This is a genomic window from Rathayibacter sp. VKM Ac-2754 (assembly GCF_009807095.1).
Classification (GTDB): domain Bacteria; phylum Actinomycetota; class Actinomycetes; order Actinomycetales; family Microbacteriaceae; genus Rathayibacter.
Map to the genome: position 1 here is coordinate 83,789 of NZ_WUCC01000009.1, position 14,270 is coordinate 98,058.

Genomic DNA, 14,270 nt, shown 5'->3' on the forward strand with positions numbered 1-14,270 from the left:
CCCACGTTGTCAAGAACGGGCCTCGGGCGCGCGGCGCGTCACGGCGGGCGACGGCGGGGGGTCGTGCGGCCTTACGATCTCCCTATGACTGACGTGGACATCCCCGACCCGGTCGGCGCCGCGGGCCGGGCGACGGTGGCCGACGTCGCCCGCCTCGCCGGGGTGAGCATCAAGACCGCCTCGCGCGCGCTGAACAACTCCCCCAACGTCAAGCCGAGCACTCGGGCGCGCGTGCTGCAGGCCTCGGGCGCCCTGCGGTTCCGCCCCAACGCGATGGCGCGGGAGCTGCGCCAGGGCCGCCCCGCCACGGCCGTCGCCTTCGTCATGGGCGACCTGACCAACCCCTTCTACTCGCAGGTCGCGATGGGAGTCAGCGCCGCGACCGCCGAGCGCGGCTTCACCCTCGTGATGGCCGCCTCGGGCGACGAGGAGAGCCGCGAGCGCCCCACCGTCGACAGCATGCTCGAGCGCCGCGTCTCGGCGCTGCTGCTCGTCCCCATCGCCGACGACCACTCCTACCTCGAGGGCGAGCGCCAGCTCGGAACGCCCATCGTCGCCGTCGACCGGCCGCTCTCGAACGCGGCCAGCGACTCCGTCGTCTTCGACAACCGCGGCGGAGCCCGCTCGGCGACCCTGGCCCTCGCCGACGCCGGCTGCACCCGCATCGGCTTCGTCGGCAGCTCGAGCCACCTCTACACGCACCGCGAGCGGCGCCTCGGCTACCACGACGCCCTCGTCATCCGCGGCCTCGAGCAGGACGAGACCCTCGTCAGCGACGACGCCGCGACGATCGAGGCCGCCGACGCCGCGACGACCCGGCTCCTGCGCCTGCCCTCGCCGCCCGACGCGATCTTCGCCGGCAACAACCGCGCGACCTTCGGCGCCTTCCGCGCCATCCAGCGCGAGGGCGGCGCGACCGCCCTGATCGGCTTCGACGACTTCGAGCTCGCCGAGCCCCTCGGCGTCACGGTGGTCTCGCACAGCCCGCAGGAGATGGGGCGGATGGCGGCGACCCTCGCGCTGCGCCGCATCGACTCCCTCGACGGCGGGCTCGAGCAGATCGTGCTGCCGACGCAGCTGACGCTGCGGCGCTCGCACCTGGGGTTCCCGCGGGTGTAGAGGGGTGGGCGATCCGGCTGCTCCCGTGGGGCGGAGCGTCCCGTGGGGCGGATCGCGCGGTGGGTGGCGCAGGGCGTGGCGCGAACGTGAGCGAATGTCAGTGGTCGCTTGTCGACTGCTTCACATGGAGATGATCGGAACGGCGGAGGCGGCGCCCGCGGAGGCAGTGCCTGCAGAGGCGGTGCTCGCAGCAGTGCGCGAGTGCGGTGACGGTGTTGCGGGCGAGGACCGCGCGATGGCGCCGCGGCTGCTCGCGACGGCCGAGCGCCTGTATGCGGGGCATCGCAGGGCGCTCGAGGCTCAGGAGTCGTTCGCGCGGGGGCTGCGCCTGTCGCGGAGCGAGGCGAACGACCTCGCCGAGCGCTCGATCCGGGCCGAGCTGGCCGTCGCCCTGGGCACGTCGGAGTGGGCCGTGTCGCGCCGACTCGAGCACGCGCAGCTGCTCGTCGAGGACCTCCCGCTCACCCGCGCCGCTCTGGCGGGCGCGCGGATCCTCTGGCAGTCCGGCGAGCTGATCTGCCGGACCGCCTCGACCCTCCCGCCCGAATCGCGCGCCGCACTCGACGAGCGTGCCGCCGATGCAGCCCTCACGATGACGCCGACGCAGCTGCGACGCGCGCTCGCGCGGTGGCGGGAGCAGCTGCACGAGCAGCCGCTCACCCAGCGCCACGCCCGCGCACGCGAGGACCGCGCGGTATGGCTCACGCCGGAGGTCGACGGGATGGCGACGCTGACCGCCTGCCTTCCGGCTCCGGCCGCTCTCGGCGCCTACCACCGCCTCGACCGGATCGCCCGGAGTCTCCGCGACGGCGACGACGGGCCTGGGGACGAGCGCACCCTCGCGCAGCTTCGGGCCGACGCCCTCGCCGATCTGCTCTGCGACGGCGACATCACCGGCACCACGCCCGTCTCCGACGAGCAGGCCCCCGCGCCGACCTTCGTTCCCGGGGTGCGCGCGGAGGTTCGACTCACGCTGCCCGCGACGACGGCCGCCGGCCTCGATGACGCCGCCGCCGACCTCGACGGGTACGGCCCGATCCCCGCCGACGTCGCCCGTGCACTGGTCGATCGCGGGGCGTCCTTCACTCGAGTCCTCACCGACCCGGTCACACGGACCGTCGCCTCCGTCGGGCGCACCCACCGCATCCCGCCGGCACAGATGCGGCTACACCTCCAGCTGCGGGACCAGACCTGCCGCTTCCCCGGCTGCACCCGCCCCGCCGCCACGTCGGAGGCCGACCACACGATCGAGTGGCGCAACGGCGGCGAGACGGCGCTCGAGAACCTCGCGTCGCTCTGCACCGGCCACCACCACGTCCGTCACGGCGACCGGTGGACCTACGTCCTGCATCCCGACGGCACCGCCGATTGGACCACCCCGACCGGACGCCGCGTCACCACCCGACCACCCGCGCTCCCCGGCAGCCCACCCGGCCCGCCGATGCGACCCCGCTTCACCGACGCACCACCACCGTTCTGAGGACACCGCCCAGCGACAGGATCGGCGGCCCCGAGGCACTCCGATTCGCGCTGCACTCCTCCGACGACCCTTGTCCCGACCTCGACCACGAGGACCACCGCGGGCCTCCTCGGCGCCTCGGCGACTCGGAAAAGAACGCTCTCGACGAGTCACGCGATCGTAACGTCCAAGTAACCTGACCCGCCCTCCGCCGTCCACCGGAGGGCGGTGGGTTTCGCATTTGTTTCGCCGAAGTTACAGAACACGCGTATCAGCAAATCCGATCCGAAGGATGCCTCGCCACTATTTGCCCGGCCGCCGTGCCTGCCTCCAGGATGAGCACCACTCCGCTCCGCATGTCCCGTGTTCCGGGGCCGGACGGCACCCCACCCCCGCGCGTCCTTCATCCCGAGGAGATCCCATGGTCCACCGCAGAAGCACCATCGGCATGACAGCACTCGCCCTCGGCGCAGTCGTCGCCCTCTCGGGATGCGCCGGCGCCGGGTCCGGAGACTCCGACAGCGAGCTGACTCCCTTCACGCTCGGACTCAACTCCTGGACCGGCTACGGGCCCTGGTACATCGCCCAGGACCAGGGGTACTTCGAAGACGCCGGCATCGACCTCGAACTGCTCCTCTACAACGAGGCCGACTACGTCTCCCTCGCATCGACCGGCCAGGTCGACGGCATGAACCACTCGATCAACGACTGGCTCGTCAACGTCGGCGATCACGGCTACGAGCTCGTGCTCCTCGAAGACGTCAGCCTCACCGCTGACGCCATGCTCGGCAGCGAGGGCGTCGACTCGGTCGAGGACCTCGTCGGCGGCAAGGTCGCCTTCGGGTACGGCGGGGTCAGCGCACTCGTCTACTACGACGCTCTCGCCAAGAACGACATCGACCCCGCCGGCATCGAGACCGTCAACCTCGAGCCCGCCGACGCCGGGAACGCCATGATCGCCGGCCAGGTGCCCGCCGCTGTGACGTACGAGCCCTACGTCTCGACCGTCCTCGCCTCCGATCCCGACGCGAAGATCATCTACTCGGCCGGCGAGACACCCGGCCTGATCAGCGACGGCCTCTTCGTCGACCCGGACTACGCCGCCGAGAACCCTGACGTCGTCGAGGGGCTCGCCGACGCCTGGGGCCGATCGATCGCCTTCATCGAGGAGAACCCTGACGAGGCGAAGGACATCATCGGCGAGGCCATCGGCATCCCGTCCGACCAGCGCGAGGACATGTTCGAGGGCCTCGAGTTCTACTCCCTCGAGGACAGCCAGGAGATGCTCGCCCCCGAGGGAGCCTTCCTCACCGAGACCCTCCCCTCGATCCAGGCCGCGATGATCGCCGCCGGGATCATCGACAGCGAGGTCGAGCTCTCGGACGGCGCCGTGTCGACCTCCTGGGTCGACGCCGCGCTCGAGGACTGAGCCGAGAGGACTGAGCCGAGAGGACACCCATGATCGACACCGCCGCACCGCCTCGCAGCGCGACCCCGACCGCCGTGATCCGGAGGAGGCGTCGGCGACTGCCGGCACCGCTCCGGCTGGACGGCAGCATCACCCGCTCGCAGTCGCTCCTCGCGTCGATCGGCGGCTTCGTCCTCCTGCTCGCGATCTGGGCCGGCGCCTCCGCTTCCGGCCTCCTGAACGAGGCTCTCGTACCCGGCCCGGTCGCCGTCGCCGCCCGCACGATCGAGCAGGTCGCGAGCGGAGAGATCTGGGGCGACATCGGCATCTCGTTCGCGCGGATCCTCGCGGCCTTCGCCCTCGCCGCGGTGATGGCGGTGCCGCTGGGCATCGTCATGGCCCGGGTGCGCGTCGTCGAGGCCATGCTGCTGCCGCTGTCGGAGTTCATCCGCTACATGCCGGTCGTGGCCTTCCTGCCCCTCTCGATCGTCTGGTTCGGCGTCGAGGAGAGCCAGAAGCTCTTCATCATCTGGATGGGCACGTTCTTCTCGCTGCTGCTCATGGTCGTCGACGACACCCGGCGGGTCCCCCGGGAGCTCGTCGAGATCGGCCGCACCTTCGGCATGAGCGACACCCGCGTCTTCCTGCGCATCGTCTGGCGATCGGCGCTCCCCGGCATCTGGGACTCGCTCCGCCTCGCCATGGGCTGGTGCTGGACCTGGCTGCTCGTCGCCGAGATCATCGCGGCGGAGTCGGGACTCGGCTACCGCATCACCCTCGCGCGCCGATTCCTCGACACCGAGCTGATCATCGGCTACATCATCGTGCTCGGCCTGCTCGGGCTCATCCTCGACCAGCTGTTCCGCCTCACCGGCCGACGGCTGTTCGCCTACCTCGGGAAGGGTCGGTCATGACCATCGAGTTCTCCGGCGTCGGTGTGCGCTTCGGCACGAGATCGGATCCGTTCTGGGCTCTGCGCGGTGCCGATCTGACCATCGGCGACAACGAGTTCCTCTCGGTCGTCGGCACTTCGGGCTGCGGGAAGAGCACCCTGCTCTCGACAGCGGCCGGTCTGCAGGACGCCAGCGAGGGCACCGTCCTCGTCGACGGCGTGCCCGTGGACGGCCCGGGCCGTGATCGCGGAGTCGTCTTCCAGAGCTACACGCTGCTGCCGTGGCTGACCGCCGCCGGCAACATCGACTTCGCCCTGCGCGAGGCCGGTGTCGCTCGAGTGGAGCGACGGGCACGGGTCGACGAGATGCTGGACGCCGTGGGCCTGCGCGCCTTCGCCGACCGCTACCCGGCCGAGCTCTCCGGCGGCATGCGGCAGCGGGTCGCGATCGCCCGCGTGCTCTCGTACCGCCCGTCGATCCTCCTGATGGACGAGCCCTTCGGCGCCCTCGACGCCCTGACCCGCCGCCTGATGCAGGAGCTGCTGGTCAAGATCTGGGAGCAGTCGAAGCTCACCGTGCTCTTCATCACGCACGACATCCACGAGGCGGTGTTCCTCTCGGATCGCGTGATGGTCATGACGAACCGACCAGGCCGAGTGAAGACCGAGATCCCGATCGACCTGCCCAGGCCCCGAGACCACGACGTGCTGCGCAGCCCGGAGTTCGCGGCTCTCGAGGAGGAGGTGCTCGACGAGATCCGCTCGGAGACGCTCCAGGTGGAGCACATGGCCTCCTGACTCCGTCCTCGGCGAGGAAGGGCGCCCCGGCTCAGGCCGAGGCGCCCTTTCCTCGCCTTCAGGACTCGCCTCGCGTTCAGGACTCGATGCGCGCCAGGAAGTCGGCGACCGGGTCGGTGCCCGACACCGGCTCGGCACCGCACTGCACGATCATCGCGAAGGCGAGCGCGCTCGTGAGCGGGGTGTGACCTCCGGCTCCCCCGGCCCGCACATCGCGCACGAGGAGCGGGCAGAGCATCAGCGCCAGCCGCACGATGCGCTTCCAGTGCGCCGGCAGCAGGCTCCGCTCCTCGAGCGCGGCGACCAGCGGCCGCCAGGTGCGCTCGGCACGGGAGACGAGCAGCGCGGCGCGCAGGGGGGTGAGCGACCAGTCGCGCTCGACGACGAGCACGCCGTCCTCCAGCCGGACGGAGGCGCCGAAGCGCTCCTCGGCGAGCGCGGGCTCGTAGAGCCAGAGCGGGTGCGCGAGGGAGTTGTGGAACGTCGCCTTGACCTCGGCGAGCAGAGCGGGCACGTGACGGCCCGCGAAAGCCGGGTCGAACGCGACGAGCGGGTGCGTGTCCCCTTCCGTCGTGAACCAGATGTTGGCGTTGTGGTCGTCGCCGTGCGCCACGACCCCGCCGAAGGGAGCGAGCGCGGCCGGATCGAGCATCTCGGCGGCCTCGTCGAGCAGCTCGGCGAGAGTCCGGTCGTAGTCGACGCCGTCGATGCGCCAGCGGAGGCCGAGCAGCCGCTCCCAGCTGAGCTCGACCGCCTCCTCGCCCTCGCCGAGCGCGAGATCGCGGCCCCCGTAGTAGGCGGCGATGCGGCCGCCACGACCGGGTGCCGCACCGGGGCTCGTGAGCCGGTGGTGGAAGAGCTGGTGGATCGGCTCGGCAGCGCTCTGCTCGACGGTGACGGGATGCAGGGAGTCGACGAGGATGCGGGCGGCCCGCTCGTCGCGATCGGCCTGCGCGGCGAGTATCACGGCGTCGCGCTCCGCCCCCGTCTCGCCGAGATCGTTCGCGCGGGCGACGTCGGCCAGCCGCGGCTCCTCCCGGAGCGCGTAGAGCAGGATCTGCCGACCCGGCTCACCGTTCGCGAAGACCGGCAGGTCGACGAGGTAGCCGTGCTCGCGCAGGAGCTCGGCGTTGTAGTACTCGGCGATCGTCCCGTCCTCGCCCTCCTCGCTGTGGAACTTGTAGAAGTAGCGGGATCCGTCGGCGAGAGCCGCGCGACCGTTGACGGAGTTGAGGCTGTACTGATCGAGCGTGAGCACGAGCTCGACGACGTCCTGGCCGGTCACCTCGGCGACCAGCGTGCGGATGAGAGCGGCCGCGCCCTCCTCATCGCCTGCTCTGGCGAGATCGCGGGCGCGGGTGGCGAGCGGGTCGTTCGCGGTCATGGCTCTCCTTCATCGTGGCGTGCTCCTCAAGGCTCCTGCGGCCGGGGCCGGACGCGCGATCGTGAGCTGCGTCGATGTCTGAGATCTGGGACACTCGCCCTCCCCCGCCGACCGGCCCCGGCGGAGCGGGCGTTTGAATGGGAGATGTGACCCCGATGCCGACAGCGTGCAGAGTGAACCGCGATCTCACCCTCGAGATCGCCGAGGCGAGTCCTGCTCCGATGGGTGTCGCTGAGGTCCGCGTCCGGCCCGCCTACGCCGGAGTCTGCGGCTCGGATCTGCACGCGGCGCGGACGGGCGCGTGGATCGAGTACTGGCCCGCGACGCTCGGCCACGAGGTCGCCGCGGTCGTCGTGGACTCCTCGGTCGAGACCTGGGTCGCCGGCGACCGGGTCGTCGTCGACTCGCGGATCCCCTGCCGCGCCTGCGCGGACTGCGCCGTCTCGCCCCGCTTCTGCTCCCACCTCACCTGGCTGGGCGAGTCGCGGCCCGGCGGCTTCGCCACCGACCTCGTCGTCCCCGCCACGAGTCTGCACGCCGTGCCCAGCGGCCTCCCGCTCGATGTCGCCGCGCTCGCCGAACCGCTCGCCGTCGTCCTGCGCGCCCTCGATGCGCTGCCCACCGGGGTCGAGCGGGTGCTCGTGCAGGGCTACGGCCCCATCGGCGCGCTCGCCCACCGCGTGCTCGCCTCCCGGGGGGTGGGGGTGAGCGTCACCGAGGCGCGTCAGGATCGACGGGAGCTCGCTGCGGCGCGCGGGGCGGAGCCGCTCGCCCGGGTCGACGCGGTGATCGACGCCGCCGGCTTCCCGGGCTCCGTGCTCGCAGCCGTGAAGGCCGTCCGCCGCGGCGGCACCGTCCTGGTCGTGGCTCTCGGACCGCACTCGATCGACCTCGTCGCCCAGGACCTCGTCGAGCAGGGAGTGCAGATCGCCACCTCTCTCGGCTTCGACGACGGCGACCTCCCGCGCGCGCTCGCCACCCTCGCCGCCGACCCGGAGGGCTTCGCCTCGGTGATCTCCACTCGCATCCCGCTCGACGAGCTGCCCGCCGTGCTCTCGGGCCGCGCCGACACCCTCGGCAAGCTCGTCGTCGCCTGCGCCCCCGAGGAGTCCGCCGCGTGAGCCGCCGCTACCTGATCACGGGCGGCACGAGCGGGATCGGCTCCGCCGTCGCCCGGCACCTGACAGCCTCAGGACACCGGGTCTGGATCACCGGGACGTCCGAGCGCACCCTCGGTGCCGCGCTCGGCGACGGAGTCGCCCTCGGCGGATCCGTCGTGGACGTGACCGATCGCGACGCCGTGGACGCAGCCTTCGCGGCAGCGGTCGACGAGCTCGACGGTCTCGACGGCGTCTTCTCGAACGCGGGCGTCGACGGCGAGGGGAAGCCCGCCGAGCAGCTCGACCCGGATCTCTTCCGCCGCGTGCTCGACGTCAACGTCGTCGGCGGCCTGCACGTCGCCCAGGCCGCGCACCGCACTCTCACGAGGCCGGGATCGCTCGTGATCAACGCCTCCGTGAACGCCGTGCGGCCGGAGGCGCACTTCGCCGACTACAACGCGAGCAAGGCCGCCGCCCTCTCGCTCGCCAGGTCGCTCGCACTCGAGTGGAGCGCCGAGGGACTGTCGGTGACGGCGGTCTGCCCGGGGTACTTCCCGTCGCGGATGACCGCGCCCTACCTCGGCGATCCGCAGATCGCCCAGGAGCTGCTCGAGCTCATCCCCGCGAACCGCTTCGGTCGGGAACGGGAGATCGGCGCCCTGCTCGAGTTCCTGCTCGGCCCCGACGCCGGCTACCTGACCGGCTCCGCCATCACCGTCGACGGCGGCCGCAGCATCTGACGCCGCACGACCCCACCCGACGAACCCGAGGAGAACCATGACCGAGAACACCTCCCCGCTCCTGGAGCGAGGGCTCTGGAGCGCCATGGACGCCGCCGCGCGCGACGACCTGCTCACCCGCGGGCTCGAGAAGATCTTCGACCCCGCGCTCCGCGAGTCCGTACTGGAGATCGTCGAGGACGTGCGTCTGAACGGCGACGCGGCCCTCGTGCGCGCCCTCGCGAAGTTCGACGGAGTCGAGATCGAGCCCGCGCAGATCCGCGTCAGCCGCGCCGAGTTCGAGGCCGCCCGGGCCGCGCTCAAGCCCGGGATGATCGACGCCATCCGCGAGTCCATCGCGTTCGTGCGCCGCTACAACGAGCAGATCCTCGCGCACGACGCCGACTGGATGTTCGAGACCGCCCCCGGCGTCATGGTCGGCGAGCGCACCAGCCCCATCGAGAGCGCGGGCCTCTTCGTGCCGAGCGGCAAGGGCTCCTACCCCTCTGTCCTGATCCAGCTCGCCACTCCCGCGGTCGTCGCCGGCGTGCAGAGGATCGCGGTCGTCGTACCCCCGGTGGCCGGCAGCGGCGGCAGGGTCGACGACGCGGTGCTCGTCGTCGCCGACGAGCTGGGCATCGAGGACGTGTTCCGCGTCAACGGACCGGCGGGAGTCGCGGCGCTCGCCTTCGGCACGGAGAGCATCCCGGCCGTGCGCAAGGTCTGCGGACCGGGCAGCCCGCCCGTCGCGAGCGCCCAGATCGAGGTGCAGCGCTACGGCACCCCCAGCGTCATGCTGCTCGGCCCGAGCGAGAGCCTCATCCTCGCCGACGACTCGGTCGACGTGCGCCTGCTCGCCGCCGACCTGCTCAACGAGGCCGAGCACGGCCCCGACTCGTCGAGCGTGCTCGTGACCGACTCGCAGGAGCTCATCGACGCCCTCCAGCCCGAGATCGCGAAGCAGCTGGCCGAGCTGCCCGAGCCGCGCAGGGGCTACGCCGCGCTCTCGCTCGGCACCAACGGCGGCGCCGTCCTCGTCTCGAGCCTGGAGGAGGGCGCCGAGGTCGCCAACGCCTACGCGCCCGAGCACATGCAGCTCGTCGTGCGCGCCGAGCTCGAGGACGCCGTCCTCGACCTCATCCACGACGCCGCCGAAGTGCTGCTCGGGCAGGACACCACCGTCTCGATGGGCAACTTCGTCCTCGGCGTGCCGGCCTCTCTGCCGACGAGCGGCTACGCGAAGGTCTCGAGCGGCATCACCGCGCACGCCTTCCGCAAGAAGCGCGCCATCGCCAAGTCGACCAGGGAGGGTCTCGTCGCCCTCAGCGGCACCGTGCTGGCCTTCACCGAGCACGAGGGATTCCCCGCGCACGGCAAGGCCGTCAGCGCGAGGCTCTGAGCCGTGCGTCTGCGTGAGGCCATCGACTTCGTAGGGATCGGGCGAGCGGGCGATCGCGGTGCGTTCCGACGGATCCTGACCGTCGACGACCTCCGCTCCGCCGCCCGGCGGGCACTCCCGCGGAGCGTCTTCGACTACGTCGAGGGCGGCTCGGATCGCGAGCTCGCGCTCACCGGAAACGAGGCGGCGTTCCGCGGGGCCCGCTGGCTGCCCCGGCAGGTGCAGGACGTCGCCTCCATCGACACCGGGACGACGATCGCGGGCGACCGGTGGGCGCTGCCCCTGGGCCTGGCGCCCACCGGCTACACCCGGATGATCGATCCGGCGGGCGAGGTCGCCGTCGCTCGCGCGGCGCGGACGTCTCGGATCCCGTACGTGCTCTCCACCGTGGGCAGTACCACGATCGAGGACGTGACCGCTGCCGCGGTCGCACCCTGGTCGCAGCTGTACGCGATGAAGGACCGCGATCTGACCGACGACCTCGTCCGGCGCGCCGTGGAGGCGGGCTCGCCCGTGCTCGAGATAGCGGTCGACACCGCCGTCTCCGGCAATCGCCTGCGCGATCGGCGCAACGGTCTCACCATCCCGCCGAAGATGACCCTGTCGACCCTCACCGACATCGGCATGAAGCCGCGGTACTGGACCCGGATGCTCCGGCACGAGGCGATGGACTTCGCGCAGGTGCGGGCGAGCGACCGCAACGGCGTCTTCGCCGGTGGCTCGATCGCCGACATCGGGGCCCAGTTCGATCCGTCGCTGAGCTGGGACGACGTGGCACGGATCCGCTCCCTGTGGCCTCGCACGCTCCTGCTCAAGGGCGCCTTCTCCCCCGACGAGGCGCGGCGCGCCCGTGACGCGGGCGTCGACGGGGTGCACCTCTCGAACCACGGAGGCCGCCAGCTCGACCAGCACGTCGCTCCGATCTCGCTCGTCGCGCCGGTGCGCGCCGCCCTCGGCGGCGACGCGATCGTGATCGTCGACTCGGGTGTGCGCTCGGGAGGCGACGTCGCCGTGGCGATCGCCTCCGGCGCAGACGCAGCATTCGTCGGCCGCCCCTACCTGTGGGCCCTGGCCGTGGGAGGCGAGGCCGGTGTCGAGCACCTCGCGGACATCCTCGGCGCGGAGTACCGGCGCACCCTCGCGCTTCTCGGTGCGACGAGCACGGCCGAGCTGCGGGCGAGGGGGCCGGAGCTGCTGCGAGGGGCGTGAGAGGCTGTGCCCGAGCATCGCCGGAGGGAGGATCGTCGTGACCGAGCCGCTCGCTCCCCGGGCCGTCGACCGCACCACGGCGATCGGACCGCGCATCCCCGCCCTGCGCAAGGGCATCGCGATCCTGCAGGTGCTCTCGAGCTCCGCCTCACCGGTCCCGGCGTCCGTCCTCTCGCGACGCATCGAGACCCCGCGGAGCACCACCTACCAGCTGCTGCAGGTCCTCGTCGACGAAGGCCTCGTCGTGCACATCCCCGAGTCGCAGGGCTACACCCTCGCCGTGGGGGTCTTCGAGCTCGGCTCGGCGTACCTCCGGCACCACGTCCTCGAGAACATCGGGCGTCCCGTGCTGAAGGCACTGGCGACCGGACTCGGTCACACCGCGCACATGGGCGTGCTGCACGGCCACGAGACGCTCTACCTCCTCAAGGAGCAGCCGCTCCGGCCGACCACGCTCGTCACGGCGGTCGGGGTGCGGCTCCCGGCGCAGCTCACGGCCTCCGGGCGCACGATGCTCGCACAGCTCTCCGACGCCCAGATCGCCGCGATCTTCCCGACGAAGGATCGCTTCGTCGACCGCACAGGAGCCGGCCCGGCGACACTGCGGGAGCTCAGAGAGCTCCTGCGCGCCGACCGTGAGCGCGGATGGTCGATCGAGCACGGCTCGACCACCGAGAACGTCACGTGCATCGCGGCGGCCGCCGTCGACAACGCCGGCCTGCCCGTGCTGAGCGTCGGGGTCTCCTTCTTCTCGGACAGGGTCCCGCAGGAGGACTACAGCGGGATCGCCGCCGAGCTGACCGGAGCCGCCGCGAGGTTGAGCCGCCGTTTCGGAGGGCTGCGGGGCGTCGGCACCTGAACCGGCGTGCACGCGCTCGACGGGTGGTTCAGCGCTCGACGGGGGTTTCAGCCCTTGACGGCTCCGCCGAGCAGGCCGCGGATGAAGTAGCGCTGCAACCCGAGAGCCACGACGACCGGGATGACCATCGAGAGCAGCGCGCCGGCGCTCACGATGTTCAGCCCGCCCCCCGTCGCCTGCACGAGGCCGGCGACCTCGACGGTCGAGGGCGCCGCCGGGTTGCTCGCCCCGAGGAAGAGCAGGGGGATGAGCAGGTCGTTCCAGGACCACATGAACTGCATGATCGCGAGCGACACCAGGATCGGCACCGAGGTGGGGAGCACGATCCGCAGGAAGACGGTGATCGTCCCGGCGCCGTCGAGCCAGGCCGCCTCGATGAGCTCGGCCGGGAAAGCGCGGAAGAAGGCGTAGAGCAGGTAGATCCCGAACGGCACGACGAAGCCGACCTGGTAGATCCAGATGCCCCAGATCTCTCCGGTGAGACCCAGCTGCGTGAAGAGCCTCAGCAGCGGGACGAGGGTGAGCTGCGGCGGAACCACGAGCAGGGCGACGGCGGTCATGAGGATCGCGACCCGGCCGCGGAACTCCATCCGAGCGAGCGCGTACGCTCCGATCGCGCTCACGGCGACCGTGAAGACCGTCGTGGGCACGGTGATCGAGAGGCTGTTGACCAGACTCTGGCCGAGACCGGCGGAGTCGAAGGCCTCGCTGAAGTTCAGCGAGGTGACGCGCGGCCGGGTGACGATCGTCCACCAGCCCGTCAGGGCGTTGTCGGCGCTGGTGCGCAGCGAGTAGACGAGCAGCCCGACGATCGGAGTGATCCAGGCGACGACGACGGTGATGAGCACGGCGTGCAGGAGGATCCTGGCCGGGCGGACGGGGGTGCGGCGACGGCGCGGCGCGGCGAGTGCGGCGGTCATGTCAGCTCCTCTCTGCCCGGAACTGCCGGACGTTGATGACGATGATCGGGACGGCGACGACGAGCAGCAGCACCGCGATGGCCGAGGCGTGCCCGTAGTCGCGGGCCCGGAACAGCTCCGAGAACATGCGGTTGGCGATGACGTCGGTGTTGAAGGCTCCGTTGGTCATCGTGTAGACGATGTCGAAGACCTTGAGCGAGAAGATGAGCTGGGTCGTGTAGACGACGCCGAGGGTGGGCGCGATCTGCGGCACGACGATCCGGAGCAGGCTGCTCACCTCGCCGGCACCGTCGAGCGTCGCGGCCTCCAGCACCGACGAGTCGAGGTTCTTCATCGCGGCCGACGACATCAGCATGCAGAGCCCGACCGACATCCAGACGCCGACCGCGATCAGGGAGAACGTCGTGATCGAGGGATCCGAGAGGAACGCCACCGAGTCGAGACCCACCAGGTTGAGCAGCGCGTTCAGCGTGCCGGTCTGCGCGGCCCCGGTCGGCTGGTACGCGTAGACGAGACGCCAGATCACGGCCGCGGCGGTGAACGAGATCGCGATCGGCAGCACCATCACGGTGCGCACGAGCCATTCGTAGCGCACCCGCTCGGCGAGGGCGGCGAGCAGGACACCGAGCACGAGGGTGACCACCGGCAGCACGACGATCCAGATCAGGTTGTTGACCAGGACCGGCAGGATCGTGTCGCTGAAGGCCCAGGCGTAGTTGTCGAGGCCGACGAAGTCCGCACCGTCGGCGTCCAGGAAGCTCATGACGACGGTCTGCAGGAGCGGATAGAGCAGGATCCCGCCTCCGAGGATCACCGGGATGACGAGCCAGACTGCGGCGCGGGCGGACTCCTGCGCGCGCGACGAGCTGAAGAGGCGCACGGCGCGCTCCCCCAGCGCGAGCCAGAGCACGAGCGCGATCGGCACGGCGACGAGCCCGACGAGGGCCGTTGCGAGCGGTGCGAGGTTCATGGGATGTCTCCTGCCGGGTGAGGGGCTCGGAGCG

Annotated in this window: 13 protein-coding genes; 10 read left to right on the forward strand and 3 right to left on the reverse strand. The window is 71.4% G+C overall.

All coding sequences use genetic code 11. The features are described from left to right. Window positions 1–84: 84 nt before the first annotated feature. From GRS92_RS14870 to GRS92_RS14890, 5 genes are all read left to right on the forward strand, one after another. The gene (locus tag GRS92_RS14870; RefSeq protein ID WP_159857780.1) at window positions 85–1,119 is read left to right on the forward strand and encodes a LacI family DNA-binding transcriptional regulator; all 1,035 of its coding nucleotides are present in this window, start codon (window positions 85–87) and stop codon (window positions 1,117–1,119) included. 124 nt (window positions 1,120–1,243) lie between these two features. After that, window positions 1,244–2,599, forward strand: a complete 1,356-nt coding sequence (locus GRS92_RS14875; protein ID WP_159857782.1) for an HNH endonuclease signature motif containing protein — start codon at window positions 1,244–1,246, stop codon at window positions 2,597–2,599. A gap of 400 nt (window positions 2,600–2,999) precedes the next feature. Continuing rightward, window positions 3,000–4,007 carry an ABC transporter substrate-binding protein gene (locus GRS92_RS14880; protein ID WP_159857784.1) on the forward strand — a complete coding sequence of 336 codons (1,008 nt, stop codon included), beginning with the start codon at window positions 3,000–3,002 and terminating at the stop codon, window positions 4,005–4,007. 29 nt (window positions 4,008–4,036) lie between these two features. Further along, window positions 4,037–4,900, forward strand: coding sequence for an ABC transporter permease (locus GRS92_RS14885; RefSeq protein ID WP_159857786.1), 864 nt, complete (start codon window positions 4,037–4,039; stop codon window positions 4,898–4,900). After that, window positions 4,897–5,676 (forward strand): ABC transporter ATP-binding protein, encoded by a 780-nt coding sequence (locus GRS92_RS14890; RefSeq protein ID WP_159857788.1) that lies wholly within the window; start codon window positions 4,897–4,899, stop codon window positions 5,674–5,676. The genes GRS92_RS14885 and GRS92_RS14890 overlap by 4 nt, the downstream gene beginning before the upstream one ends. Window positions 5,677–5,752: 76 nt before the next feature. Here GRS92_RS14890 and GRS92_RS14895 read toward each other — a convergent pair whose 3' ends face one another. Next, the gene (locus GRS92_RS14895) at window positions 5,753–7,060 is read right to left on the reverse strand and encodes a hypothetical protein (protein ID WP_159857790.1); all 1,308 of its coding nucleotides are present in this window, start codon (window positions 7,058–7,060) and stop codon (window positions 5,753–5,755) included. Between the two features lie 173 nt (window positions 7,061–7,233). Here GRS92_RS14895 and GRS92_RS14900 point away from each other — a divergent pair, with 173 nt between their 5' ends. The 5 genes from GRS92_RS14900 to GRS92_RS14920 are packed head-to-tail and all read left to right on the forward strand — an operon-like array spanning window position 7,234 to window position 12,346. After that, on the forward strand, window positions 7,234–8,181 hold the full coding sequence (locus GRS92_RS14900) for a zinc-dependent alcohol dehydrogenase (RefSeq protein WP_159857792.1): 948 nt from the start codon (window positions 7,234–7,236) through the stop codon (window positions 8,179–8,181). Next, window positions 8,178–8,900: an SDR family NAD(P)-dependent oxidoreductase gene (locus tag GRS92_RS14905; RefSeq protein ID WP_159857794.1), complete on the forward strand. Its 723-nt coding sequence runs from the start codon at window positions 8,178–8,180 to the stop codon at window positions 8,898–8,900. The genes GRS92_RS14900 and GRS92_RS14905 overlap by 4 nt, the downstream gene beginning before the upstream one ends. 37 nt (window positions 8,901–8,937) lie before the next feature. Continuing rightward, window positions 8,938–10,278 (forward strand): histidinol dehydrogenase, encoded by a 1,341-nt coding sequence (gene hisD, locus GRS92_RS14910; protein WP_159857796.1) that lies wholly within the window; start codon window positions 8,938–8,940, stop codon window positions 10,276–10,278. Window positions 10,279–10,281: 3 nt separating this feature from the next. After that, on the forward strand, window positions 10,282–11,487 hold the full coding sequence (locus tag GRS92_RS14915; RefSeq protein ID WP_159857798.1) for an alpha-hydroxy acid oxidase: 1,206 nt from the start codon (window positions 10,282–10,284) through the stop codon (window positions 11,485–11,487). Window positions 11,488–11,524: 37 nt separating this feature from the next. Further along, the gene (locus GRS92_RS14920; protein ID WP_204162030.1) at window positions 11,525–12,346 is read left to right on the forward strand and encodes an IclR family transcriptional regulator; all 822 of its coding nucleotides are present in this window, start codon (window positions 11,525–11,527) and stop codon (window positions 12,344–12,346) included. 47 nt (window positions 12,347–12,393) lie between these two features. Here GRS92_RS14920 and GRS92_RS14925 read toward each other — a convergent pair whose 3' ends face one another. Both GRS92_RS14925 and GRS92_RS14930 read right to left on the reverse strand, forming a co-directional pair. Continuing rightward, the gene (locus GRS92_RS14925) at window positions 12,394–13,266 is read right to left on the reverse strand and encodes a carbohydrate ABC transporter permease (RefSeq protein WP_159857800.1); all 873 of its coding nucleotides are present in this window, start codon (window positions 13,264–13,266) and stop codon (window positions 12,394–12,396) included. 1 nt (window position 13,267) lies between these two features. Then, the gene (locus GRS92_RS14930) at window positions 13,268–14,236 is read right to left on the reverse strand and encodes a carbohydrate ABC transporter permease (protein WP_159857802.1); all 969 of its coding nucleotides are present in this window, start codon (window positions 14,234–14,236) and stop codon (window positions 13,268–13,270) included. Between the last annotated feature and the right edge of the window lie 34 nt (window positions 14,237–14,270).